Source organism: Acidithiobacillus acidisediminis, from assembly GCF_023277115.1.
Classification (GTDB): Bacteria; Pseudomonadota; Gammaproteobacteria; order Acidithiobacillales; family Acidithiobacillaceae; genus Igneacidithiobacillus; species Igneacidithiobacillus acidisediminis.
Genome location: NZ_JALQCS010000001.1, coordinates 1,236,828 through 1,262,933 on the forward strand (window position 1 = coordinate 1,236,828; position 26,106 = coordinate 1,262,933).

Consider the following 26,106-nt stretch of genomic DNA (forward strand, 5'->3'; position numbering starts at 1 on the left):
CTAATTATGTCGCACCGTACAGATTAAAAGTTTGTAACTGTCTACAACAGACCTGCTGGCGGGATCTTGTCGAGTAAGTGTTTCAGATTAGGAAACATATCAGCCCAAGTCTCCTGAAATAGCAGACGGTATGGGATTTTGACATTCGGAAATTCTTCAAAAGCCAATCTGCTTAGCTTAAATAACCTATATTTATTGACATTATTGCTTGTACAGAAACACCTGATGCCAAGATGCGAAATTGCTTGTCCAGCCTTCTCAAACTCTGCTATCGATACAATGAAAAATGGGGTGCTCTCTATTAGTTTAGTAGACATCTGAAAACTCAGAAGTTTTTCTTTCACGGACTCTATAAGATACATTTCAACAACAGGCGTTGAAATATACCAATCTTCGTAGGTGATAATAAAAGGATAGTTTTGAAGATGATTAAAATTCCATTTTGTTTTCCCTGAGATGGCATCATCAATATTCCTATATAATTGAACAACTGCATCTGCAAGCTCTTCGAAAGACTTTTTTACCGCATTCCCGTTAGCGAGTTCTTTAGCCTCATGGCGGAGACGGCGTGTTTTACACTCGATGAATAAATTGCCCGTGTCGTCGCTAATAATCCAGTCGACACCATGCTTTATCTGCCCTTTCACGTTGTAAGGATGCTCACCCGAAACTCGAAATTTGTCTTTTGGAAAAATATTAGTTATTACCTTGCCGACATAATGCTCAAATGCTTTCCCATACTGTGCGCCGGTAGACCCATTACCAATTCTTAGATCATAAAAAAGGCCCTCTGTAATTCTCCTTGAGAGCAATTCCGGAAGCGGACACCAAAGTGTATTGCCATTATCTAATTGAAGATCAATTAAAGGATATGCCTCCAAAGGATTCCATGTATAAGGCCAGCCTTGGTCATATCTTTGCACTCTAGTTATTTCATTTCTAATTTCCTTAATAGTCTTTGATGTCATTTTGAAAAAATTGTCGCGCACTTCAGGCCTAATACCAAGCACCGAATAGTCTTGTTTGCTATTTATATCTATTCGATCCTTTGTAATTCCGCCTACCGTTAGGGCGATGGCGGTCATATCAGTCATTGATATCCCTGTTTCTTTATAAAAGGTATTGCATAGATCGTGATCGCTGTAGATATGGTACGCACGAAAAATGCGCGCTTGATCTAAGCTATGTTGCCAACGGGCCTGTTGGTGCGCTAGCAGGAAAAGTTCTTGCATTGCCCTATCGGCAGATTTTATTGTGCGCGCTGATATTCCTTCTGTGCACTTTCTAAGCTTGTTAATATATTTTACGAGGCCATCTGCAGTTGATAGTGTATTTTTGGTTCCATTTGCATGGAGCAGTATTTCGCGACAAAGAATGTGAAGTTCCCATATATAAATCTCAAAAGAGGGGCGTCCTGGTCCAAAAACTGTCGACAGCTTTATAACTCCAGAGACATCTGCATACTTTTGGTATTCCCAACAGCTTTTTAGAGATGAAGGCAGCGCCAGTTCTCGGATCGCATTTCTAAATGGCTTGTATAGATCGAATATATCGATCGCTTGGCTGGGCTGGATATCCATGACTTCTTGGGGCTACGATGTAACGCATCTATGTGAACGTATTTATATAATCATAGTCCTCTCAGGGATGCAACCAAAGATTCTCTTCCATTGCAAAAACGCCCCCGACCATGTGCTTCGAATCCCCGAGTTGGCTCTAGAGTGGAAAAAGACCTATGTTGCAAAAAAATGATGCCTAATTCGAACGTTAGATTAGGAACATTTTCAAGCTTGAAGTGCATTACCGGATAATGCAAGACAAAATGTACTATTTTGTCTCGTGGGCCGCAGCCCGTCTCCCGCTAATCTACTGATTATCCTACCCCCCGGCAAGGCCAAAAGCTGAGGAAGATGAGACATTACGGTGAAGGCGCTCATTTTCTGCAGCTCCCCTGGCATGATATCCGTCATCATCCGTATGTGTATTCTATGGACTGTGGCATGGCTCCAGACTTCGAGGCTTGCAGGATCTCAATGCCGCTGGCATTTCCTTCTTTGTCATAGTCCAGGATGACGCCTGGGTGGGCCTCATCACCTTCCATGACCTTCTGGTCACTGAGGCGCATAGTCAGGGTGTCGGTCTCTGGGTCGTAACGCACTTTCATGATGGCCTCCAGCACTTGGCGATTTTGCTCGTCCTGTATACGGTGATACTGCATCACCAAGTCCAGGACCTCTTCTGTGATGCCGCGCTCTTCCATCTCTTCATCGATGTTTGCAAAGTCATATGGTGGTCGGCCCGCCCGCAACCTCTCGAAAGATATCTTTTATTAGTGCCCCCCCCAGAGCCCAAGCCAAGGAAGGCCAAAGCGGCAGCAAAACGGCCACAATCAACAGCGCCTTTCTCACCTTGGCAAACGAGTGCATTTCACCCTCCGGCGACGGTTAGTGGCTTGGGTTCTGGATACAGATGGGTTTTTCCCTCTTTCCAGACAGCGGCCTGATTCTTTTGGTGGTAAATCACCATCCAGCCTTGTAGCTGAGCCTGGTGTGCCTGAATCCAGGCGGGTGCATTGAATTCAGGAGAGATCTTGTACTCGATCGTGGCAAGAGCCATGAACGGGTACTTTGGATCCTCGTTGTTTACCACATAGAACGGATCATCGGGTTTCTTCCAGGGCTGAACCGTCCAGTTCAGCCAATAGGGTGCAATCTTGGGTTTGTCAGCGATGTTCTGCCAATTCGGGAGCCAAACCAGCATGGCGTCTGCTCCATCGTTCCATAGCCCGTCCTTGATTCGGTAGGTGGATCCATCAAAGGTTCCACGGTCCCAGCCAACCAAGTGCAGGTCGGAGAGTTCAACAGACTTTCTGGCCAAATGGACGACCTGCAAGTACGAGTTATGCTTCACCTTGTAGTATCTGGCAATCCACAATATCTGGCCGTCATTGAACCGCTTGGCAAGATGATCGTAATCTCCTGGGACCGGATTGATCTTGGGCGCGTTATTCCCAGATCCGAGGCTAAATAACATCCCAACGCCGAACAACGCTGGAGATCCGGCGCCTATCAGCGCGTTTTCTCCGGCCCACATCCCAAGGCTGGACCACTGTTTCATCGCATCCTGCACGGTTGCATTGACCGACACGTTCGTCGATTGATGATGTTCCTGCATGTCATAGGCATACAATGCTGCCGGCCCAGAAAAGCGCAAGTCAAAGACAGGAGCACAGGCGTTCAGGCTATCTTTCGGGCAATCGTGGGCCGTGACAGTTCCGTGGTACAAAATCTTCTTGAGCTTTGCGGACTCAATAGGGGTCTTTGAGTGATACTGTACCGGACCTAGCTGCTCCGTAGACATGCAGCCGGACAATCCCGGCAAAATAGCCAAGGACAGTGCCACAAATAAAATTCTTTTTCGATTCATGATTCTTGCTCATTCCCATTATGGCGGCGTACTCGTAGCCATAGTCGAATCTATCGCCTCTGGTGTCAAGTTAGAGTTTGTCAGGCCTGTCGGATGATCAATCTGCCCAGGGGTATACATGGCCGTTCCAGCGGTATTTCAACCAGCGATATTGGGTTGGTCAATCTTGATTTATGACACGATAATTCGACCAAGAATGGCTATGGCAAAAAGACGATTATATTCAAGCTAGGTTTGTAAAGTTCTGCTTTCTAATCCAAACAACTCTTACCAGAGAGATCAACTAAAATCGAAACATCCGGTCTGTCCTAGACAGTCTGCAAATCTCCGCTGGCTGAAACTGATACTGAAGGTGGTGGCAGATGCTTCACAACCTGCATGGTTTCCACACTTACCCGCACTATCCGCTTGATTAGATCCACGATATAGCGCGGGTTCCCGATCTCTTCCAGCATGAGATTGGGATCGTTGACGATTCCGCTGGCTTTGTCCACGCGCACGGAAAAGCGCTCCATGATCCATTCCAGGGCGCTTTTGCCGTTCACTATGTAGCGGTAGGCTTCTTCTGGAATGCCAGCGAGGGTCAGTGCGTCACTATAGACGATCCGGTCCCGCTCGCCCTTCTTGGGAAAGTGGATCTTCTCTACCGTGTAATCACCGTCTTTCCCCTTGGCCCAGACTTCTTCCAACGGCCACGGCTCTGCCTGCTCATAGCCCAAGTGCAGATCCATGAGCGTCTTGCCCGCGGTGCTGAAGGCCCAGAAGTCCGGTGTAAACGGAATCCGGGGGATCATCTTTTTCAGGTCATTGGCATACTGTTCCCGGTACCCCGGCGAGTGCAGCAGGCCATAGACGTAGGTGAATAGGTCCAGCTTTGTTATGGACTGGTCCTGATAGTGCTCCTGGAAGGTCTGTAGCGCCCAATCGGTGATTGCGTCGCGACGAATGTATCCGTCGGCGTCTGGCTCACCCAAATCTACGGGCGCATCTTCGTCAAAAAGGCCATGCTGCCCCTTCTGAACGGGCTGAAGTCGCTTGCGAGCTTCCTCTACCGTTTCGTACCAGTAGAGGGGGAAGCATTGGACGTTTGCAAATAACTGATATTCAGGGATAAATTTGATGGAAAGGCAAGAAAAATCCTTGCTTACTCCCGTTCCAGTCAAGGAAATAACTACGTTTTCCTGCCGTTCGTTGGGAAAAATTCGGGGAATCTGGAGAACTCTCTCGTTGAAAGAGCGATTGAAATATAACCATTGCCGACTAAATGGACGATACATTCCCATTCGCAATGAATCTTCTTCAAATACGTGACGCTTTCTGCGAGACAAATCAGTTTTAAGATTCACGGACCAACTAATCTTTTCTGGATCGTCGCAAATGATCTCTTCGACCTTTGGCCATGACACCTTCGGAAGACCATTGCATGCCTTGGTATAACGTGCCACATCTGCATTATAGACCTCAATCATGTCCTGCATATTTTCAGCAAGCTGCGCGCGGCTTTGATTATATGCCCATGCGTCACGATTCGTAACCAAGCCTCTGGAATAAATAGAAAATACCGCTTTTTCGGTCAGCGTTTTATCTCCCAAGGGAATGAAATCACCAAAGCTGTCACTACGTTGGCCTACCCAGTCACCCTGCTCATTGGGCACCAGTTGTTGCCAGTCCAATCGCTGGATACTGACCGCACGCCGGAGACTGTCGAGTTTGGCTTCCCGGCTCTGGTAGTCGCCAATGTCGTGATACCGTAACTCACAAGGCCCTTGGTGCTGGGGATCCTTGATCAGCAACGTAATGGCAACGGGGGTGCGGGAGCCTATACCAAAAATCCCGTCCCCTTCCATGCGGCGCTGCTCTCCTGAAGTCCTCGCATTCCCACGCAGATTGCAGACATAGATGGTGCTGTATTCACCCGTCAGGCACTTGCGCATCCCGTCCATACTGTTCGCATCAATGAATGATCCGTTGGTAACAAAGGCTACAACGCCCCGATCCCCGATCCGGTCACTGGCCCATCGCATCGCCCGGATATAGCTGTCGTACAGACTATTCACCAGTTTCGCAGAGGACTGCTTGGCGTAAGTTGTTGTAATTCGGTCATCCAACACGGGATAGTCCAAATTCTGGTTATTATCATTCTCACTTTTCTGCCCAGATGAGTAGGGCGGATTCCCCACAATCACCCGAATGGGTAGCTTCTTTTGCCGCTCCACTCGTTCGGAATTGCGCCGGAAATACTCACTGTCCAACAGGTTGCCATGCTCCGGTTCTCCCATCTGAAAGGTGTCCGTGAGCACTATGCCGTCAAAGGGCTGGTATTGCCCGGTTCGCGCATGGTAGGCGCTTTCAATGTTGATTGCGGCAATGTAGTAGGCCAGTAGTACCAGTTCATTCGCGTGGATCTCTCCCGCGTACTTGCGGGCCAGGTTTTCTTGATTGATCAGGTCCGTTTGCAGCAGGCGGCTGATAAAGGTGCCAGTGCCGGTGAAGGGGTCGAGAATCTGCACATCATCACTGTTCAGGTCTTCGTCAAAATGCTCTTGTAGAGCCACCTTGACGCTGTGGAGAATGAAGTCCACCACCTCGACGGGGGTGTAAACAATTCCCAGGCGGTCAGCAATGCGCGGAAAGGCCGCCTTGAAAAAGGTGTCGTACAAATTGCGGATCAGGTCCTGGCGGGACTCGTCACTCTTGGCGAGCGATACCCGCTTTGCCACATCCTTGTAGAAACGATCCAGCTTGTCGGCCTCGCTGTCTACCTCGTGCTTGTCCAGCACCTCAAGGATCCGCTGCATGGCCTGAGATACCGGATTCTCCTGCGAAAAGGACTGGTCCCCAAAGAGTGCGTCGAAAATGGGCCGCGTCAGCAGGTGCTGGGCCAGCATGTCGACCGCCTCCGACTCCGAAATGCCGCTATTCAGGTTCTTGCGAATGGCCTTGAGGAAGGCATTGAACGCTGTCCGCCCCTCACGTTTCTCGATCAGCAGCTCAATCCGCAAAGTGATCTGCTCGGCAATCTTGGCAACATCCTGCGCCCAACTGGCCCAATACTCCGTATCGCCCAGGTGTTTGGGTACCACGGCATAGAGCGAATCGCGGATCTGGTCCACGGGCAGAGCGGGCAGCTCAATCTCCCCCTGTCCGTCGCCCAGGTTGCTGTCTCGTTTTTTGCGCTCCTTACGCGAGCCGCCGCTGCCGTCCATTATCGTCATACGCTTTTGGTATTCGGACTTGTCTACCAGTCTTTCGTCATGGGCACGCAACGCCTTCAGAATCTTCCAGACCGACTTGAAACGGGGATCCTTGTCGATATAGGCGTCATAACTGGCAATGTTCTCTGCCGGGATCGCAATGGGCAAAATGACGTAGCCAAATTCCTTCCCTTCGGCCTTGCGCATGACGCGGCCTACGGCCTGCACAATGTCCACCATCGAGTCTCGGGCGTCGAAGAAAATCACGGCGTCCAGTGCGGGCACGTCCACGCCTTCGGACAGGCAACGGGCGTTGGTCAGCACATGGCAGGCGCCTTCTTCGGGTTCTGCCTTGAGCCAGTCCAGCAACTCCAACCGCTTGCCCATTCCCATGCCACCGTCCACATGGCGCAGTTGGGCATCCAGCACACCCTGTTCATCCTCGTCCGCTGCCAGCGATACCACAGAGGAAAAGGCGTCCCGCAGTTGTTCAGATGCCTTGATACTCTGAGAGAATGCCACTGCGCGCTTCATAGCCGTTCCCGCCACGGGCTCTGCCATTTCGGTGCCGTCGATCACCCGGATATCCTGATTCGCCAGCCCTTTCCAGGCACCAATGATTCGCGTCGCAAACTCGGTCTTGATCGCCTTTTTGTCGTCGAGTTTATAGGCCGCATTGTACTCATTGGCGACATCGGCCATGGCTTCCTCGCGCACTGCCACCAGTACCACCTTGTATTCCGCAAGAATCCCCCGGCTGGCCGCTTCCCCAAAGCTCAAGACGTGAAACTCTGGGCCATAGATCTGTTCGTCATCCATGGAGTAGAGGACTGCTTCGTGCTTGTCGGCCTTGCTCTTGGTTTTCTCGGTGTAAATCCTGGGAGTGGCCGTCATGTAGAGCCGCTTGCTGGCTCGTAGCAGATCATTCCGGTGTACCTTGACGAAATCGGACGCCTGACTTTCCTTTCCTTTCTCCGTCAGGCCCGTAGTGCGGTGCGCTTCGTCGCAGACCACCAGGTCAAAGTCCGGGAGCCCGGCCAGTTGCTGGGCCTCGATCACCTTTTGAATTGACTGATAGGTGGAGAAGATCACCCGCCGGCGATCCGCGCGCGTACCCAAGACCGCCTGTGCAATCTTTTTGGGGTCCGTGGTGGCGGGATAAGCCAGATCCGCCGTGCGGATATCTTCTTCTTCCTGGCCGACCTGACTGTCCGAGCACACCACAAAGGCGGTGATCGAGGGATTGGCCTGGACGCACCACTCCCGCAGCGTCTGGGATACCAGCGTGATGGAGGGCGCGAGGAACAACACCAGTCCTGTCTCTGGCACCATTTGCTGCATGATCTGCAAGCTGGTGAAGGTCTTGCCCGTCCCACAAGCCATAATGAGCTTGCCTCGATCATTCTTCTGGAAGCCCTGCAAAACATCCTGAATGGCCTCCCGCTGGTGTGACCGTGCAGACTTGCCCGACACCCGCGTCAGCGTGCCCGGTTCTTCCCAGGTGAATTGGCTCCAGTCAATCGGTGCCAATTCCAGGTCGCGTAGATACAGCACACCCAAGTTTGGCAGGTCGGTCAGGGCTTCCTCTGCCTGCTTCCCAAGTACGTCCTGGGTGGCAACAAAGAGCCGATACACAAAGGACTTTTCCTCACCATCCACCGAAAAGGTGCGCTGGGAGTCGTGGGTAAACTTGGCGATTTCTTCCTTATGGATTCGGGAATCTGCGTCATAAAACTTGCACTGCACCGCCCAATAGTCCCCGTCGAAGGTCTTGGCGACCAGATCTATGCCAATATTGTCCGTGGGCCAGTGCTCAGGACGATCAGGCCAGTCGGGATAGCGCCAAACCTGCTCTAGCTGGTCCGCATAGAGGGGATCGGTCTGCAGGTAGGCCACCATGAATCGCTCGAAAAGGACGCCCTTGTGGTGCTCGTTGAGAGCGTGAGATTTAAGGGAGACCAGCCATTCATGGACGGTGTTGGGCATTTTTAATTGCTCCTATAGATATATACAGAAGATTTGTCCGCCAAAGATGCTGCTGAACCAACCAATTCTGCCATTTCGCACTCCAGCCAGATTGTACAGGTAACGGAATAGCAAAATGGCGACTTCAACCCAGCAACTTGGCCAAGTCCTCCGCCTTCAGATGCGTGTACCGCTTGAGCATCTGCAAGGTCTTGTGTCCAGTGATGGCCGCAACCTGCATGGGGTTGAGACCCTTCTCAAAGAACCGGCTGGTGGCCTCGTGGCGCAGGTCGTGAAAGGTCAGGCCCTCGATGCCGGCGCGTTCGCGGGCTCGGGTGTAGGCGAGTTTCACGCAAGCATTATAGTTGGTTGGGAACACACGCCCATCCACGGAGCGGGGCAAGTCCTTGAGCACAGCCACGGCAGCAGGTGACAGAGGCACGTCCCGCGCCGATCCGTTTTTGGTTTCCGGCAGGTGTGCAACGCGCTTACTTAGATCCACATGCTTCCAGAGCAGACCGGGGCTATCCTCCGTCGCAACAATCTCCCCGGCGCGCATGGCGGTCTCAAGGGCAAAGCGCACCACGGGCGAGAGCCACTGGTTGCGGGATTGGACACAGGCTTCCAGTAGCCGCGCCTCTTCATTTCCGACCAACCGACGATCCCGACCCTGAGGCAGTTTGGGCTTGCGCACAAATTCAACGGGATTGGATAGGTTGCTCATGCCCCACTCAGTCCGGGCGATATTATAAAGATGAGAGAGCACGGCCAGGTGCAGGCGGATGGTGTTGGCGCTTTTGCCTTCCGCTTCCATATCCTTGATGGCGGCCGCAACTTCTTTGCCACCAATCCGCGAGAGAGAGATGCGGGCAAGAGCACGAGACTGCCACTGATGAATTTTCGCGAGTTCTGACCCCTGTTCTTTTTTGGTAATGGTCACTTCATCAGCATACTTCTGAAACGCTTCGCCCAGGGTGGTGCGGTCTGAGTCGCTAGTGTCGCGCCAACTGCCGCGCTCCATATCAGACTCGGTTGCTTTGGCCCATGCCTGAGCTTCGGCCTTGGCCCGGAATGTTTTGATCTGTTGTGGGTAGCCCTGCTTGCGGATCCGCACTTGCCAGCCAATGCGGACGCCCTGATCGTCTTTGCGCTCTGAGATCGTTGCCATGCGGCACTCCCTGCGACACTGGAAAGTGGGCTCAGTGTCGCGCCAGTGGAGCGATAAATCAACTTGGCAAAGAAAAAGGCCCTAGACTTTCGCCTAAGACCTTGATTTTTCTGGCTCCCCGGGACAGGCTCGAACTGCCGACCTAGTGATTAACAGTCACCCGCTCTACCGACTGAGCTACCGGGGAAAAGTCGGCGTAGCATACCGACGCCCGCGGTGGGCGTCAACTTTTGTTCATACACATTTTCCGTCTTGATGGTGCAGTTCCCCTGCAGTCTGGAGGGGCGATCTGCTACGCTCTTCGCCCACAGATGCTGGGTAGTTGGTCCGAGTATTGCTGGGTTATGGTCATGGATGATGCAGATAGGCAGCGGGGGAAGGATATGAGTCACACAGGATCAGATGCTTACGGACGTTTGCGGCAGGGCATCGATCGCCATCTCCTGTTTGTTGCGCTGTGCCTATTGGCGCTGTGCTGGCTTTCGCTGGGCAGCGCTTGGGCAAGCTCTTTCCTGCCCGCGGATCAAGCGTTTCAATTTTCTGCCCAAAGTGGCGGTCCTGGCCGCCTGGCGCTGCAATGGAAGGTTGCGCCGGGATATCATTTGTATCGCTCAATGGTCCATGTGCAGTTGGCCCCAAGCAATGTGCAAATGGGCAAATTGCAGTTGCCTGCGGGTACGCTGCTGGATGACCCGGCCTTTGGCAAGGTGCAGGTGTTGGAGGGAGATAATCGGATCCTCCTGCCGTATACCGTGCAGGGCAAGATGCCGCAGAAGATCGAGGTGACCAGCACGTTTCAGGGCTGTGCAAATGCCGGCGTCTGCTATCCACAACAGAAAAAGACCATTGCTGTTTCCCTCGCCGCACAGCCTCTGGTAGAGCGCGCGCCTCTGGCTTCGACGAGTACCGCGGCGTCGCCCGCGCCATCCTCGCCGCAGCCGAGCCTGCTGCCGCCTGCGAGCAATGCCGCATCCCTGGCCCATGGGCTGCAGGAGCGCTTCGGCTGGACCTTGGTCCTCTTCTTTATCTCCGGCTTGGGGTTGGCTTTTACCCCCTGCGTTTTTCCGATGATCCCGATTTTGTCGGGAATCATCGTCGGGCAGAAGGAGCGTCCCAATCGTAGCCGCGCTTTTGCGCTGTCCCTGGCGTATGTTCTCGGGATGGCCTTGACCTATACCATTGCCGGTATTGCAGCCGCCCTGACCGGGGCTTACCTGCAGGCCTTCTTCCAGAGCCCCTGGGTCATCGGCGCCTTCGCCCTGATTTTTGTTCTTCTCGCCTTGTCGATGTTTGGTTTTTATGAGTTGCAGGTTCCGAGCGCGATACAAACCCGCTTGTCGCGCCTGGGCAAAGGTGGACATCTCTTCAGTAGCTTTGTAATGGGGATTCTTTCTGCCCTGATCGTGGGCCCCTGCGTCGCTGCCCCCCTAGCGGGAGGGCTACTCTTTGTGTCCCAAACCGGCAATGTCTTGCTGGGTGCCCTGGCGCTATTCGCATTGAGTATGGGGATGGGTGTGCCGCTGTTATTGATTGGGACCTCTGCCGGCCAGTTTTTGCCCAAAGCTGGGCCATGGATGGACGGCATCAAGGCGATCTTTGGGGTCCTCATGTTGGGCGTGGCGATCTGGTTTTTGAGCCGTATTCTACCCGGATCCGTTACCCTGCTGCTCTGGGCCTTGCTCGCAATTTTTTCCGGTATCTATCTGCGTGCCCTGGAACCGGCGGGCAATAGCGGCTGGACGTTGTTTCGCAAGGCCCTGGGGGTCGCCCTGCTGGCCTACGGTTTGGTGATGGGGGTGGGGGCTTTGCAAGGGCAGGAATACCCGCTCCATCCATTACCCACTCTGAATCTGAGCGGAGCTGCGCCGGCGCAGCAGGCCACTTTGTCGTTTCAGGTCGTAAAAACCCCGGCGGCTCTGGCTGCTGCCTTGCAGGCGGCGCAGGGCAAGCCAGTGCTCATAGACTATTGGGCGAAGTGGTGCGTGGAATGTGCGCGCATGGATCAGATCGCCTTCCGTGATCCGCGCGTGCAAAAGGCCCTGGGCGATTATGTGCTGATTCGGGTGGATGTGACCGCCAGCGACGCGGATAGTCAGAAGCTTTTGAAGCGCTATCACTTGGCTGGACCGCCAGCCTTCATCCATATTCGTAAGGATGGGAAGGTGGCCGCGGTGCAGGAAGGTTATCTGGGACCCGATGCCTTCCTACACTGGTTGGCAGTAGACTCCGCTACCTGACGGTAGCGGTGCTCAGTGCCCGCCCGTTTTTACTAGCGGGCCGCCCTTCAAGAGATAGAGCGTGCCGCAATAGGGGCAGCGCGCTTCACCGGTTTCCTCGATCTTCAAGAACACCCGCGGGTGCCCGTTCCAAGCCCCGCCATGGGGGCGGGGGCACGCTAGCGGCAATTCCTTGGGATCGATTTCCACGTAGCTCTGGGCGCAGCAATGAATGCTGTGGGAATCATCGCTCGCGGCTTTAGTCGACATAGTGCAGCCATTCGGGGTGATCATCGCGGCGTCCGGCCACGGTATCGAAGTAGCGTTGTTGCAATGCCTCGGTGATGGGGCCGCGACGACCGTTGCCGATCTTGCGGTCATCGATCTCGCGGATGGGCGTAACCTCTGCGGCCGTGCCGGTAAAAAAGGCCTCGTCGGCGATATAGAACTCATCGCGGGTCAGTTGTTTCTCGACGATGGGAATTCCGGCATCGCGGGCAAAGCGCAGGATGGTATCGCGGGTGATTCCCTCCAGGGCGCTGGTCAAGGTCGGCGTGTAGAGAGTCCCGTCGCGTACCATGAAGACGTTTTCTCCCGAGCCTTCAGCGACATAGCCCTCGCGATCCAGGAGCAGGGCCTCGTCATAGCCGCCATTGTGCGCCTCGCGGTGGGCGAGCATGGAGTTCATGTAGTTGCCGCTGGCTTTGGCCTTGCACAAATGGATGTTGACATGATGGCGGCTGAAGGAGCTGACCTTGACGCGAATGCCGCGTTCCAGGGCTTCTTGCCCCAGATAACTGCCCCAGGGCCAGGCGGCGATCAAGCCATGGACCTTGAGGCCCTTGGCCGCCAGGCCCATGCCCTCAGAGCCGTAAAAGAACAGCGGGCGAATATAGGCGGATTCGAGGCCGTTGGCCCGGATAACTTCCTTGGTCGCGGCGTTGATTTCCTCAATCGTAAAGGGCACGTCCATTTGCAGGATCTTAGCGCTGTTGAAGAGGCGCTTGGTATGTTCAGGCAGTCGGAAGATTGCCGCTCCGCGCTCGGTGGCGTAGGCGCGCTCCCCTTCAAAACAGCCCAGACCATAATGCAGGCTGTGGGTAAGGCCATGCACCGTGGCCTCGCGCCAAGGAACGAGCTTGCCATCCAGCCAAATGAAACCATCGCGATCTGCCATCGACATCGTTTACTCCTCAATGGGCCCCAGGCCCAGTCGTGTTGTCCATTTCTGCACCTGCAGGGCGGCTCGGTGTAGTGCTGCAGCTTGCGGATCTTGCTTCTCCACCACGGGCGCTTGCAAGCGCAACCAGCGTCGATTCTCGACAGCGCGCAACAAACGCCAGGCACTCTCCAACTGCTCCACTGCAGATGCATCCCATAGGCCCAGTCGTCCCAGTGCCAAGATTCCTTCCCGCGTGCCCTGATGCTGCAGTAGCGCAGGATTCTCCGCAGAAAGAGAAAGAATAGCAAACTGGACGAGAAATTCGATATCCACCAAGGCGCCAGGGCTCTGTTTGAGATGGAACTGATCTTTCGCTACGGGCTTGTCGCGTAGGATGCGCTGGCGCATGGTGCGAACTTCCTCGACAAGGGTTTCGCGATTGCGGCGGCGGCAGAGGATTTCCTGCCGGAGCTGGGAAAACGCCTGTCCCAAGGCCGCGCTACCGGCAAGAAAGCGGGCGCGGGTAAGGGCCTGATGCTCCCAGGTCCAGGCCGAATCGCGCTGATAGCTGCGAAATGCGGAGAGCGAGCTGACCAGCGGCCCGGACTGTCCGCTCGGGCGCAGACGCATATCGATCTCGTACAGGGTCCCGGCGCGGGTGAGTACACTCAGAATGTGAATCAATTTTTGACCCAAACGGGCAAACCAGGCGGGTGCGGAGAGCGGAATGCGCCCGTTGCTCTCGAGTTCTGCAGGCGCATCATACAGAAAGACCAGATCGAGGTCCGAGGCCAATCCCATTTCCCGTCCCCCAAGCTTGCCGTAGGCAATGACCGCAAAGGGTGGCTCGGCAAAACCGGGCAGGGCGCCATGTTGCGGGAGCATGGCGGCGATGGCCCAGGGGAGGGCGCGTTGCAGGCAAAAGCTGGCCAGGTCGCTGAGTTCTGGCAATAGTTCGGTTACTTCTCTTTTGCCGGCCCAGAATTCACTGGCCAAGAGCAATAATTCGGTATTCTTGAAGCGGCGCAACAAGTCCATCCGCTCTTCGAGATCGTGCTCGTGGTCCTCCTCGCTGCTGAAGATCTGCGGCCAGTCGCGCGCGGCGGCGGAACGCTGGCAGAGGAGATCCTCGAGCAGGGAAGGGAAGCGGATGAGCTCTTGCGTCAGCCAGGGGCTTTCCAGGTACTCTTCGAGGCGACTGAGCCAATGCGGGTTTTCGGCCAGCAGCGCGAGATATTGCGCTTGGCCGAGGAGGGCATCGAGCAGATGCAGGTAATGCTGCAGCAGCTCTGCGGCGGAGGCCTGGGCCAGTCGTCGCAGAATGGCGGGCATCAGAACATCGAGCCGCGCCTGTCCGCGTCGCGAAAGCTGCAGGACTCTTCGGCTGCGGGCAAAACTCCGCAGGTTGCGCCAGTTTTCCTCGGGATCTCTCTTGCCAATGAGCCGTGACCAGCCCTCTGGCATCTTCTCGTCGATGGCATCGCGGGCGGTCAGCCAGGCAATTTGCGCTGGGTCTTTCGCTTCTGCTGTGGATGGTGTCGGAAGCACATGCTGAAAGAGCGCATGTACCTGCGCCCGGCCCCGTTTGATTTCTTCCTGCAAGTCCTCGGGGCTTGCGTACTCCAGGGCGCAGGTCAAACGCAGCCAGCCCAGAGCGTCCTGGGGCAAGATCTGGGTTTGCCGATCCTCCACCATTTGCAGCGCATGCTCCACCCGCCGCCAGAGGCGGTAATAGTGTCGCAGCGTCTCCACCTGTTCCTCCTCCAGGAGACCCGCTGCCGCGATCTGATCGAGGGTACATAGGGTGTTGCGCTCGCGCAGCAGAGGCAGGCGACCGCCGTGGATCAGCTGTAGGGATTGGACGATGAACTCGATTTCGCGGATCCCGCCCAATCCCTTCTTGATATCCTGACTGGCTTGACCCTGCTCGGCGTCCATCAGGGCCTTGACGCGACGTAAGCCAGCGAGGGCGGTGAAGTCGAGATAGCGACGATATAAAAAGGGTTGCAGGCGTTCCCATAGGGCCTCGCCAAAGGCAATATCGCCAACGACGGTGCGCGCCTTGAGCAGGGCATAGCGCTCCCAGCTGCGGCCATGGCGATGATAATACTGTTCCAGTGCCTCCGCCGTGACGCAGAGGGGGCCAGCGTCGCCAAAGGGGCGTAACCGCATGTCGACGCGAAAGACAAAACCTTCGGCGCGCAGCTCTGCCAGGGCACGAATCAACCATTGCCCAAGACGCTGGAAGTAGCTGCCATTGTCGAGGGGTAGGGGGCCATCGGTATCGCCGGCGGCACCGTAGACGAAGAGCAGGTCGATGTCCGACGAGAGATTGAGTTCTTTCCCGCCCAGCTTGCCCATCGCAAACACCACGAAAGGAACTTCCTTTCCCTGCTCATCCCGCGGGTGGCCATGACGTTTACTCAACCTTTCCTGCCCATAGGCGAGGGCCGCCGTAAGGGTCTCTTCGGCCAGTTGGGTGAGATACTGCAGGGTATCGTCCAAGGCAGCGGGCCCGCGCAGATCTTGCCAGACGATCTGCAACCATCGGTCCTGGCGGTAGCGGCGCAGCGAGATCAGAAAATCCTCTTCGCCCATTTCGATGTCCCAGCGGAGAGGGGTGGCTGGTGCGATCATCTTGCCCAGCATGCGGGTGTCCTGCTGCAAACAGCGTCGGGCAAAGGGGCTGGCAACGAGTAGGCGCCACAGTCGCCGTTGTTCTGCCTGCCCCATATCTTGTCCCTGCGCTGCGAGCTGCGCATGGGATTGAGTGACTTGTGCCGCCTCTTCTGGAAACGCGTCTAGCTGGGCGAGACAATGCGGGCGAACGACGTTGGGCATGAGCGGTCTCCGCAGCTTGGGCTACCTGCAATGATACGCAGATGTTTTGCGCTTGTAAGGTTTGGGCTGCTCTTGTTAGAATCGAAGAATTAGCCGGGATGGCGGAATTGGTAGACGCGCCGGACTCAAAATCCGGTGGTGGTGACACCGTGTCGGTTCGACTCCGACTCTCGGTACCATCAGTGTAAAGAACCCGGGCTTCCGGGTTTTTTTGCGGCGGCTCGGCCGTCAATGGAGAAGGAATCTTGCAAACACGGATACCGTATCGTTGGCTGGCCCTGGCTTCCTTGTTGGCAGCCGCCCCTCTCAGTGGTTGTGTAGCATTGCTTGGTGCCGGCGCAGGAGCTGGCGGCGTCGCCTACGTAGAGAATGGCGGGGTAGCCAACTATTACGCCTATTATCCGGTGAGTGTGGCGCGCGCCAGTTCGGCTGCCCAGGCAGCCTTTTCTCAGGTGGGGATCCGCTATGAGGGCATGATCCAGAAAAGTCCACAGGAGATCCTGATCGAGGGCAGCGATGCCCAGGGACAGCGCGTCAAGGTGACCATCCACTCGATGGCTACGGATGTTAGTAAGGTCAATATTCGTGTCGGCACCCTTGGTGATCGCAAGGTCTCTCTGGCCTTCCAGCAGGCCCTTTCCAACCAGCTCGGCATACAGCCGAGCAGTCAGGAACCCGCCGCGGTGCAGCCGCCGGCGCCCACAGCTCCTGCGCCCGCCGCAGCGCCAGAGCAACAGACCATTCCGTTGCAGTAGACTCCGCGCTCAGGCGGAGCCTTGACCGATGGCGGCGCCCAGGTCGGTAAATCCATCGCGCCGCAGCAAGTTCGCGAGCTGCTCGGGGAAATCGCGTAACAGCGCGCTGCCACCCCAGATCCAACCGCTATACAGCTGCACCAAGCTGGCTCCCGCCAGGATCTTGGCATAGGCATCCGCAGCCGAGAAAATGCCGCCGACCCCGATGATGGGTAAGGCACCTGCGCTGGCGCGAAACAGTTCGCTCACGATGCGGGTGGACAGATCGCGCAAGGGGGCACCACTCAGGCCGCCACTTTCCTGCGGATGCGGCCAGCCGGCTGGACGGGAGAGGGTGGTATTCCCGGCGATGAAGCCATCGAGCAATCCTGGCTTGGCTTGGGCAAGTTCGCCCAGGGCAACGACTTCCTCGCCCTCCAGGTCGGGGGCAATCTTGAGCAGCAAGGGAAGATGATCGGCGTTGTTCTGCTGCTGTAGCGCGCGCAGCTGCTGGAGCAGCGGACGTAGAACCTCAAGCTGTTGCAGGCGTCGAAGCCCCGGCGTGTTGGGCGAGCTGACGTTGACCACTAAATAATCGGCATAGGGTGCCAGACAGCGCAGGACCGCCGCGTAGTCCTGCGCGGCATCCTCCATGGGCGTGTCCTTGTTCTTGCCAAGGTTGATGCCGACGGGGATCGATTGAGAACCCGCGCGGCGGAGATTCTCCGCGACCTGCTCCATGCCCGCACTGGGAAAGCCCAGGCGATTGATTACCGCCTTTTCGTGCGGATAGCGAAACAGCCGCGGTTGCGGGTTGCCGGGCTGGGCGCGGGGGGTGACTGTGCCAATCTCGACGAAGGCGAAGCCCATTGCTGAGAGGGTGGGCAGGGCACGGGCGTCCTTGTCAAAGCCCGCGGCAAGACCGAGGGGGTGGTGAAAGCGTAATCCCCAAATTTCTTGCTGGAGCATGGGATCAATAGGCCGTGCAGGCCACAGATGGCTGCGTGTGCGCGGCATGCGTGCCAGGACTTCGAGGTTATGTAAAGTCCATTCATGCGCCCGCTCGGGATCCGTTTGGAACAGAACCCTGCGTAGCAGTGTCTCGATCATGCCCAGTCTCTTGGGGTCAGAAATTCTTCTTTCAGTCTCGCTTCCGGGCTGCCTGGTTCGCCCTGCCAGTCATATTCCCAGGCGGCAAGGGGGGGCAGGGACATGAGAATGCTCTCGGTGCGTCCCCCGGACTGCAGGCCAAAAAGGGTACCGCGATCGTAGACCAGGTTGAATTCGACATAGCGTCCGCGCCGCAGCAACTGAAACTGACGCTCTCGCCCACCATAGGGCAGGTCGCGGCGGCGCGCCGCGATGGGCAGATAGCTGGGCAAAAAGCTCTGCGCTACATCTTCCCAGAAGGCCTGGAGTGCCTTGCCGTCTCCCTGTAGGTCGTCGAAAAAGATCCCGCCCACACCGCGCATTTCGTTGCGGTGACGAATGGTGAAATAGGTATCGCACCAGTCCTTGAAGCGCGGGTAATATGCTGGATCGTGGCGGTCACAGGCGCTTTTCAGTGTGCTATGGAAGTGCTGGGCATCCTCAGCAAAGCCGTAGATCGGCGTCAGGTCGGCGCCACCGCCAAACCACCAGACTTCACCCGCCTGAAAAAAACGATAATTCATGTGCACGATGGGTACGTAGGGATTGCGAGGATGCAGGACCAGAGACACCCCCAGGGCGTGAAAGGGCTTCCCCGCAATCTGGGGACGGGTGGCGGTGGCGGAGGCCGGTAGTTGGGTGCCTTGAACACGGGAGAAATTGACCCCGCCTTTCTCGAAAAGATCCCCCTCGGCGATCACCCGGGTGCGGCCACCACCTCCCTCAGTGCGTTCCCAGCGGTCTTCGTGAAACTGCGCGACACCATCTGCGGCGGCAAGTTGGTCACAGATCTGGTCTTGTAGTTGCAGTAAAAAATGTTCCAATTCATCCAGCTTTGGCACAGTCATCAGCCACTCCTGAGTAATTTGCCGCTGCGAGCATCGAGAATGCGGCTTGGACGCCGTTGTCCACCCAATCGAGCTGGGAGTACGGTCACCCGGCCACCAAAATATCTTAGCACTTGGCGCAGAGAGCGCGCCGGTTTTTTCCCCGCCGGATTGGCGCTGGTAGAGACGATGGCAGCGCCAAAACCGGCACTGAGGCGGCATACCCCGGGATGGGCGCTGACGCGCATGGCAATGCCGCGGTGCCGGCCGCGAATCCAGCTCGGGCAGCGCGCCCGCGCGGGCAGGACCAAGGTCGTACCGGGCCAGTACTGTGCCGGATCGAGGCATAGGGGAATGTCACGCTGCCAATAGTCGTAGGTATGTCGCTGGTGGCCCGTGATGAGCAGAACGCCCTTTTTTTGTGGGCGTCTTTTCAGGCGCAGGATCTTGCGGAAGGCACGTCGCTGTCGTGGATCGCAGCCTAGACCCCAGACCCCTTCCGTGGGATAGGCCAGAACCCCGCCCCGCCGTAGGCAGGAGACGGCTCGACGCAGGGCGCGGCGGCGTGGCTGGCGCGGCAACATGTCCCCGCGTCCTCCTAGCTACGACTCCGCGCCCGCCAGCCGATGTCCTTGCGCAGCTGCTGGCCCGGCCAGTGAATACCCGCTGCCAAGTCATAGGCGCGCTGCTGGGCATGGGCAACACTGGCTCCCAGCGCAGTCACACCCAGCACGCGCCCTCCCGCCGTAACGATGTCGCCATCGCGAGTGGCGGTGCCGGCATGGAAAATCTTGGTGTGTTCCGCTTCGTGGACAGGAAGACCGAGAATAGGGCTACCACTGCGCACGGCTTCGGGATAGCCAGGTGCGGCGAGCACAACACACAGCGCGGTGCGAGGATCCCAGTCGAGGGTGGTTGGTAAGGGATCCGCCAGGGCTGCCGCCCGTAGGACCGGGTACAGGTCGGAGCGTAACCGCAACAGCAGCGGCTGGGTCTCCGGGTCACCCAGTCGGCAGTTGAATTCCAGAACCTTTGGCCCGTCTCGGGTGATCATCAGGCCGGCGTAGAGAAAACCGCGAAAACTCAGCCCCTCCGCCTGTAGCGCGCGTGCCATGGGTTGCATCACTTCCCGCCGCACTCGCTCGTTCATGGCGGTGTCGAGAATAGGGGCGGGCGAATAGGCACCCATGCCACCGGTATTTGGTCCTTGATCACCGTCACCCAAGCGCTTGTGATCCTGAGAACCGGCCAGGGGCAGCACCTGTCCCTCACTGAGGATGGCAATGAAACTGGCCTCTTCCCCTTCGAGAAACTCCTCCAGTAGTACGGGGCCCCAGGCAAGGAAGCGGGCGAGGGCCTCCTCGGCCTCCGCACGGGTAGCAGCGATTACGACGCCCTTGCCACTGGCAAGTCCGTCTGCTTTGACGACAATGGGTAGAGCGCAGCTCTGGAGAAACTGGCGCCCGGCCTCAAGGGAGGTGAAACGACCATAGGCGGCAGTGGGAATGCCGTGGCGCTCCATGAATTCCTTGGCAAAGGCCTTGCTGCCTTCCAGGCGTGCCGCCGCCGCGTTCGGCCCAAAAACGGAAATACCACTGCGTCGTAAGGCATCGGACACGCCGGTCACGAGGGGGGCCTCCGGTCCGATCACGACCAAGGCAATCCGTTCTGCGTGGGCGGCGCTGATCAGCGTCGAGCTATCCAGAGGGGAAAGGGGCAAATTGCGACATTTGTCTTCCTGGGCCGTACCCGGATTGCCCGGCACACAGAGCACTTCTTCTATCGCAGGGGATTGCGCAAGTTTCCAAGCGATAGCGTGTTCCCGCCCGCCGCTACCGAGCACCATGACCTTACTCATCCTTTGCGTCTCCCTACCCATGACGGAAATGCCGGACTCCGGTGAAGATCATGGCAATGCCTTGCTCATTGGCACTGGCAATGACCTCCTCGTCACGAATCGAGCCGCCGGGTTGAATGATGGCCTTGACCCCAGTGGCTCCTGCCGCATCGACACCGTCGCGAAAAGGAAAGAAGGCATCGGAGGCGAGGGCCGCACCCTGCAGGGAAAAGCCCAGTTCTTCCGCCTTCGCTGCACCACAGCGGGCGGCGTCAACGCGGCTCATTTGTCCGGCGCCCACCCCTAGGGTGCGGCCTGCGGCAGCATAGACAATGGCGTTAGAACGGACATGTTTGGCCACTTTCCAGGCAAAGCGTAGATCCCGGCGCTCTTCTGCCGTGGGCTGCCGTTCGCTGACCACGCGCCAGAGTGTTTCGTCTTCCACCAGATCATCAAAATCCTGCAGCAGGAGCCCGCCGCGGACGCGCTTGAGATCCCACCCTGCTGCCTGCTGCTGCGTTTCCAACCCGCCGTAGGCCAGAACCCGTAGGTTCTTTTTCCGCGCCAGGGTAGTGGCAGCCTCGGCTTCTACCTGCGGTGCCAGAATGACCTCGATGAACGACTCGCTCATCACTTGCGCCAGTGCCGCAGTGATCGGGCGGTTGCAGGCAATCACGCTGCCAAAGGCCGAAACCGGATCGGCAGACCACGCTCGGGCAAAGGCATCGGCAATGTCCTGGCCGATAGCGGTGCCGCACGGATTCCCATGTTTGATGATGGCACAGGCGGGTTCGGCAAACTCCCGCACGAGATTGATCGCCGCATCACTGTCGCTGAGGTTGTTGTAGGAAAGTTCTTTGCCCTGCAGTTGCTGTGCCTGTGCCAGGCCCGACGGACTTGCATCGGCATAGAAAGCGGCGCGCTGATGAGGATTCTCGCCATAGCGCAGGGTCTGTTGCTGTTCCAGTTGCAAGGTCAGGATGCGCGGGAAATCATCGGGCTCTTCCAGATTGTCCAGATGGCGCGACAGGTGATTCGCGATCAGGCCATCGTAGCGCGCCGTGTGGGCGAAGACTTTGGCTGCCAACTGAAAGCGTAGCTTGGCGCCGACGCCGCCGCGACTCTGTTCCATCTCTCGTAGCACGGCTTCGTAGTCTGCGGGGTCAACCACGACGGTGACTCCTTGCCAGTTTTTCGCCCCGGCACGCAGCATCGTCGGCCCGCCGATATCGATCTGTTCGATGGCGTCCTCCAGACGCACGTCCGGCTGCGCGATCGTCGCCTCGAAGGGGTAGAGATTCACGCAGAGAAGATCGATCGGAGGGATTCCTTGTTGCCGCATGTCTTCTTCGTGTTTGGGATCGTCGCGGCGGGCCAGCAGTCCGCCGTGGATCTTCGGATGCAGGGTTTTCAGGCGCCCTTCGAGCATCTCCGGGAAACCCGTGTAGTCAGCGACTTCGATCACCGCCAACCCCGCTTCGCGCAGCAGGCGCGCCGTACCGCCGGTAGACAGCAGTTCGACATGATGATGCGCAAGTCCTTGCGCAAACGCGATCACGCCTTCTTTATCGGAAACGCTGATGAGAGCTCGCCTGATGCCGCCCATATGACCTCTTGCCTATCGAATAGCCCCCGGGGCTGAAATAAAAAAGGTACGATCAGGAATTCCTGTCGTACCCAAACCTCCTGATGGAGGGAGCGTTACGTCTACGTTGCCGGCAGCAACGTAATGGACGAATGTTATACCCATTGCACAAGATCTGCAACAGCGTTTGGCGGCGTGCTGCCATTTAGCGGATCTGATGGCGCCTTTGCCGAATCGAGAGAGCGCTGTCCCCGTCTGGGTCCAACCTCACGAACGCGGGCGAGCGGTTCCTCTACCCAACTCCCAACGCTACTCGGCGATGGCTGCTAGAGGGGAGGAATCTAGCTGTCCAATTCATCAAACCACTCGCTCCAACCCTTCGCTGCACGGGCAAAGGTTCCTCGATGAGTGGCATCTGGTCCCGCTGAAACCGCCGTGACCTGGTTGTTACCCATCCCCGTCTGATAAAAACTGGCCAGTTTGCCCAGACCAACTGGGATAGCCTCATCAGCCTCGCCGTAATAGTTTCGTGTCGGGGTTTCTATTACCCAACGATAGACCTGATTCTGGTGAATCAGACGGCCAAATTCGGAGCGGAGGAAATAATTGGGATTGAAATATTCTGGGCGGATCAGGCGATGTAAGTCTGTCGGTATGTCATGCACGCTGAAGGGCTTTCTCTCGTAGGCTTTTCTGCACACCTCAATATACTGAGGGTTCAAGAACGACTCTGCGAGCCCTGGCGCACTGTAGTAATTCTCGTACGCGAAGGCCGACAAAATGAAGATGGAGTTGAGCCAGAATGCATCGTTGGGTCGCGGAAAATCCAGAAATCCGCTCATGGCCATGAACAAATCCACTGGGGCGCTAGCCGTGGATGCTGCCCTCACGGCGACGCCATCGCTCTGCAAGCGTTCCAATAGTCCCATGGTCACAAAGCCCCCCTCTGACCAGCCGGTCAGGTATAGTCCAGTGGTGTTGGTCTGCAGCTGTTCCAAAACTGCCCGGGCAGCATGAATCATGTCCACCGTTGCCTGCTGTTGACTGCCCAGTACCAGAAAACTCTCGGGCGCATCAGATAAGCCCATCCCAAAATAATCGGCACCGATCAGCACATCACCGCGTCCCGCAAAAGCGGCGATCATCAATTGAGTTTCTGGTGATTCATCAGGAAAGGAGGGGACCTGATGTTTGCCATACACAGTACCGTGCTGGTAGGAGATTAGTCGTCTTTTGCCATGGACATCTTGCGGAATCGCAATCAGCCCAGAAGCCATTATAGGCCTGTTGTTTTGCTCAGGTATTACAGAAGGATATTGTATGCGGAAGAGATCCACCCCATTCCGGGCGGCTGGGTAGTCCACAGGAAAGCCAGTGAAAGCTGGCGTATCAACCTTGAGGATATGATTCAATCGGCTCACGTCCCAGTGGTCGATGTGCTGGAATTGCACCTGGCGCAGAATATGAGCGTGCGCATTGCTACTGTCTTTGGCGGAAGCGTATGCGGAAGGGATGAGGCTGGTGGCAACCGTCGCACCCACAAGGGCGGATATTTTAGTTAAAAATGAGCGCCGACTGAAGCGTTGTTGTGTGAGAGGAATGTTCATGATCTGATCCTTTGAGGGTGTGAGATTTTATGCGTAGAAATAGCCAGGTTCGTAATCTGGGTATTTGCAGATAGTTGAATCTTTCCTGCAGTCAAGACAACCGTGCCGGAAATCTTGGGAACTGCGTGGAACCGTGGCACACTATTGCCCCTTCGAAGAGGACGGTCTAGTTATGCAGAAGCAGAGTTCCTTGGTGCAGACAACACATCCCCTGCGGATTGGCGCAGTGCAACGCGATTTGCCGCTCTTCGCGGTCGCTCCAGATCTGGCCATTGCGGTGCTGAATATCCTGGGTGATACGGAGCTTTGCGAGGCGGCAGCCGATGCCTTGGCGGAGGAGCTCCGGGCGCACGACTTCACCGCCCTGGTGACCGCCGAAGCGAAGAGTATCCCCCTGGCCTATGCCCTTTCCCTGCGGGTCAAGAAGCCCTATGTAGTGTTGCGTAAGAACTATAAGTCGTACATGGGGGAGGCTTTGCAGGCCTCGACCCTCTCCATTACCACGGGAAAGCCGCAGACCCTATATCTCGACGCCAAGGATCGAGTTCTGCTCGAGGGCAATTCGGTGATTCTGGTCGATGACGTAATCAGTACCGGCTCCACGCTGGGCGCCATGCGCAGTCTGATGCAGGAAGCGCAGGCCCGCATTGCGGCCGTGGCCACCATTTGCACGGAAGGGGAGCAGCCTGATCTGCCGGAACCCTTGCTGAGCCTGGCGCATCTACCGCTGTTTCCTCTGCAATCGTCATGAGCACCGCTGCTGTGGTCCATCTAATGTCGGCGCGGCAGCGCTGTGACCTGGAGCTGCTGCTTAGTGGCGCCTTTGCCCCGCTCACGGGTTTCATGGATCAGGCCACCTGGCAGTCGGTACTCAGTCAAATGCGCCTGCCCAATGGCACGCTCTGGCCGATGCCCATCACCTTGGAAGTCGGCGAGGATTTGGCCCAACGCCTGCAAGTGGGTGATGAATTGCGCCTGGACCGGGAGGATGGCACACCCCTGGCGCGCTTGTGCGTGGCCGAGTGCTACCGTCCAGATCGGCGGCAGGAGGCGTTATTGGTCTATGGCAGTGATGACCGGCGTCATCCTGGGGTGGCACAAATTCTTGACCTGCCAGCATGGAATGTTGCCGGTACGGTACAGGTCTGGGAGGAGGGCGCACTGCGGCGGGCGGCGGCGGTAGAGTTTCCGCCGGAGTATCGTTACCCGGAAGAATTGCGCGCCTTTGCCGCCGGGCGGCCCTTGCTCGCCTTCCAAACCCGGAATCCCCTGCATCACGCCCATATTGCCATTACCCGAGCGGCAATGTCCGAGTTGGGGGAAGAGGCGCGCTTGTTGCTGCATCCCGCCATCGGCCCGACCAAGCCGGGGGATGTGGACGCGGCGGCCAGGATGCGTGCCTATCGTGCGGTGTTGCCGCAGTATCCCGAAGGGCGAGTGTTGCTCGCGCCCCTGCCGTTGGCCATGCGCATGGCCGGTCCGCGTGAGGCGCTGTGGCATGCCTTGATTCGTCGCAATCATGGCGCGACGCATTTTGTGGTGGGTCGTGCCCATGCCGATCCTGGGCATCCGGAGCATGGTAGCTGGTACTCTCCCTTTGCCGCCCAAGAGTTACTGGAAGAAAAGCGGGATGAACTGGGGATCACGCCGGTGCTTCTGCCCGAGTATGCCTATTCACCCCAACGACGCGCCTACGTACCGCGGGCGCAGGCCAATGGCGAGCGCCTATCCGATCTATCAGGCACGGAACTGCGCCGCCGTTTGGCCGCCAACGAAGAAATTCCTGATTGGTTTTCCCCGCCCGAGGTAGTACATATTCTGCGCCAAGCCTATCGGGGTGCGGATCGCCGCGGACTGGTGGTCTGGTTCACCGGGCTTTCTGCCAGTGGCAAGAGCACCTTGGCAGGGATGTTGGCGCGGCGTCTGGAAAGCAAAGACTCCCGCGCGGTAACCCTGCTCGACGGGGACGTCGTGCGGCGTTTTCTATCCAAGGGCCTGGGTTTCAGTCGCGAGGACCGTGACGAGAACATTCGCCGTATCGGTTTTGTCGCGAGTCTGGTCGCTCGGCATGGCGGTATCGCCCTGGTCGCAGCTATCTCGCCTTATCGCGGTGCGCGCGCTGAGGCCAGACGTTTGGTGGAGGAAGCCGGCGGTCTCTTTGTGGAAGTGCATGTGGCAACGCCGCTAACGGTTTGTGCGGAACGTGACCCCAAAGGGCTCTATGCCCGGGCACAGCGCGGCGAGATCGCACACTTTACTGGAGTTAGTGATCCCTACGAAGAGCCAGAGACCCCGGAGCTACGACTGGATACCAGCCAGATTGTTGATGCTGAAGCTTTGGCTACCCTCTGGAACTATCTGTTGACGGCTGGGGTGTTGCGCAGCGAGGGCTGAT

General features: G+C 57.0%; 18 protein-coding genes and 2 tRNA genes. 5 read left to right on the forward strand and 15 right to left on the reverse strand.

Translation table 11 applies throughout. The features are described from left to right. Positions 1-41: 41 nt before the first annotated feature. The 6 genes from M5D89_RS06365 to M5D89_RS06390 all read right to left on the reverse strand — a co-directional run bounded on the left by M5D89_RS06365 (position 42) and on the right by M5D89_RS06390 (position 9,940). The gene (locus tag M5D89_RS06365; RefSeq protein WP_248884995.1) at positions 42-1,580 is read right to left on the reverse strand and encodes a hypothetical protein; all 1,539 of its coding nucleotides are present in this window, start codon (positions 1,578-1,580) and stop codon (positions 42-44) included. 389 nt (positions 1,581-1,969) lie between these two features. Continuing rightward, complete coding sequence (locus M5D89_RS06370; protein ID WP_248884996.1) at positions 1,970-2,260, reverse strand: DUF2283 domain-containing protein; 291 nt, start codon at positions 2,258-2,260, stop codon at positions 1,970-1,972. Positions 2,261-2,427: 167 nt separating this feature from the next. After that, positions 2,428-3,426, reverse strand: a complete 999-nt coding sequence (locus M5D89_RS06375; protein WP_248884997.1) for a hypothetical protein — start codon at positions 3,424-3,426, stop codon at positions 2,428-2,430. 308 nt (positions 3,427-3,734) lie between these two features. Then, entirely contained in the window at positions 3,735-8,606 is a 4,872-nt protein-coding gene (locus tag M5D89_RS06380; RefSeq protein WP_248884998.1) for a DEAD/DEAH box helicase, read from the reverse strand. A 124-nt stretch (positions 8,607-8,730) separates the two neighbouring features. Continuing rightward, positions 8,731-9,753, reverse strand: a complete 1,023-nt coding sequence (locus M5D89_RS06385; protein ID WP_248884999.1) for a site-specific integrase — start codon at positions 9,751-9,753, stop codon at positions 8,731-8,733. A 111-nt stretch (positions 9,754-9,864) separates the two neighbouring features. Next, positions 9,865-9,940, reverse strand: a tRNA-Asn gene (locus M5D89_RS06390). 196 nt (positions 9,941-10,136) lie between these two features. Between M5D89_RS06390 and dsbD the strand changes: the two genes are divergently transcribed. Next, positions 10,137-11,990 carry a protein-disulfide reductase DsbD gene (gene dsbD, locus M5D89_RS06395; protein ID WP_248885000.1) on the forward strand — a complete coding sequence of 618 codons (1,854 nt, stop codon included), beginning with the start codon at positions 10,137-10,139 and terminating at the stop codon, positions 11,988-11,990. 12 nt (positions 11,991-12,002) lie between these two features. On the opposite strand, the gene M5D89_RS06400 is transcribed toward dsbD, so the two are convergent. Genes M5D89_RS06400 through glnE form a run of 3 tightly spaced genes read right to left on the reverse strand, consistent with a single transcriptional unit; the run spans position 12,003 to position 15,972 of the window. After that, positions 12,003-12,239 carry a zinc-finger domain-containing protein gene (locus tag M5D89_RS06400; RefSeq protein ID WP_248885001.1) on the reverse strand — a complete coding sequence of 79 codons (237 nt, stop codon included), beginning with the start codon at positions 12,237-12,239 and terminating at the stop codon, positions 12,003-12,005. Continuing rightward, positions 12,229-13,152: a branched-chain amino acid transaminase gene (locus tag M5D89_RS06405; RefSeq protein WP_248885002.1), complete on the reverse strand. Its 924-nt coding sequence runs from the start codon at positions 13,150-13,152 to the stop codon at positions 12,229-12,231. Before M5D89_RS06405 ends, M5D89_RS06400 begins: the two co-directional genes overlap by 11 nt. A gap of 3 nt (positions 13,153-13,155) precedes the next feature. Beyond that, the gene (gene glnE, locus M5D89_RS06410) at positions 13,156-15,972 is read right to left on the reverse strand and encodes a bifunctional [glutamate--ammonia ligase]-adenylyl-L-tyrosine phosphorylase/[glutamate--ammonia-ligase] adenylyltransferase (protein ID WP_248885003.1); all 2,817 of its coding nucleotides are present in this window, start codon (positions 15,970-15,972) and stop codon (positions 13,156-13,158) included. Positions 15,973-16,064: 92 nt separating this feature from the next. Between glnE and M5D89_RS06415 the strand changes: the two genes are divergently transcribed. Then, positions 16,065-16,151 (forward strand) — tRNA-Leu (locus M5D89_RS06415). 66 nt (positions 16,152-16,217) lie between these two features. Beyond that, a complete protein-coding gene (locus M5D89_RS06420) occupies positions 16,218-16,727 on the forward strand; it encodes a DUF3568 family protein (RefSeq protein ID WP_248885004.1) in 510 nt (169 codons plus the stop codon). Positions 16,728-16,736: 9 nt separating this feature from the next. On the opposite strand, the gene M5D89_RS06425 is transcribed toward M5D89_RS06420, so the two are convergent. The 6 genes from M5D89_RS06425 to M5D89_RS06450 all read right to left on the reverse strand — a co-directional run bounded on the left by M5D89_RS06425 (position 16,737) and on the right by M5D89_RS06450 (position 23,711). Beyond that, the gene (locus M5D89_RS06425; RefSeq protein ID WP_248885005.1) at positions 16,737-17,816 is read right to left on the reverse strand and encodes a quinone-dependent dihydroorotate dehydrogenase; all 1,080 of its coding nucleotides are present in this window, start codon (positions 17,814-17,816) and stop codon (positions 16,737-16,739) included. After that, positions 17,813-18,703, reverse strand: a complete 891-nt coding sequence (gene hemF / locus M5D89_RS06430) for an oxygen-dependent coproporphyrinogen oxidase (RefSeq protein WP_248885006.1) — start codon at positions 18,701-18,703, stop codon at positions 17,813-17,815. Before hemF ends, M5D89_RS06425 begins: the two co-directional genes overlap by 4 nt. Next, complete coding sequence (locus M5D89_RS06435; RefSeq protein WP_248885007.1) at positions 18,703-19,266, reverse strand: L-threonylcarbamoyladenylate synthase; 564 nt, start codon at positions 19,264-19,266, stop codon at positions 18,703-18,705. Before M5D89_RS06435 ends, hemF begins: the two co-directional genes overlap by 1 nt. A gap of 14 nt (positions 19,267-19,280) precedes the next feature. Next, a complete protein-coding gene (purD, locus tag M5D89_RS06440) occupies positions 19,281-20,540 on the reverse strand; it encodes a phosphoribosylamine--glycine ligase (RefSeq protein WP_248885008.1) in 1,260 nt (419 codons plus the stop codon). Positions 20,541-20,553: 13 nt separating this feature from the next. Further along, the gene (gene purH, locus M5D89_RS06445; protein ID WP_248885009.1) at positions 20,554-22,125 is read right to left on the reverse strand and encodes a bifunctional phosphoribosylaminoimidazolecarboxamide formyltransferase/IMP cyclohydrolase; all 1,572 of its coding nucleotides are present in this window, start codon (positions 22,123-22,125) and stop codon (positions 20,554-20,556) included. A gap of 320 nt (positions 22,126-22,445) precedes the next feature. Then, positions 22,446-23,711 carry an alpha/beta hydrolase family protein gene (locus tag M5D89_RS06450; RefSeq protein WP_248885010.1) on the reverse strand — a complete coding sequence of 422 codons (1,266 nt, stop codon included), beginning with the start codon at positions 23,709-23,711 and terminating at the stop codon, positions 22,446-22,448. Positions 23,712-23,883: 172 nt separating this feature from the next. Here M5D89_RS06450 and M5D89_RS06455 point away from each other — a divergent pair, with 172 nt between their 5' ends. Further along, positions 23,884-24,462, forward strand: a complete 579-nt coding sequence (locus tag M5D89_RS06455; protein WP_248885011.1) for a phosphoribosyltransferase family protein — start codon at positions 23,884-23,886, stop codon at positions 24,460-24,462. Continuing rightward, a complete protein-coding gene (sat, locus tag M5D89_RS06460) occupies positions 24,459-26,105 on the forward strand; it encodes a sulfate adenylyltransferase (protein WP_248885012.1) in 1,647 nt (548 codons plus the stop codon). The genes M5D89_RS06455 and sat overlap by 4 nt, the downstream gene beginning before the upstream one ends. Position 26,106: the final 1 nt, after the last annotated feature.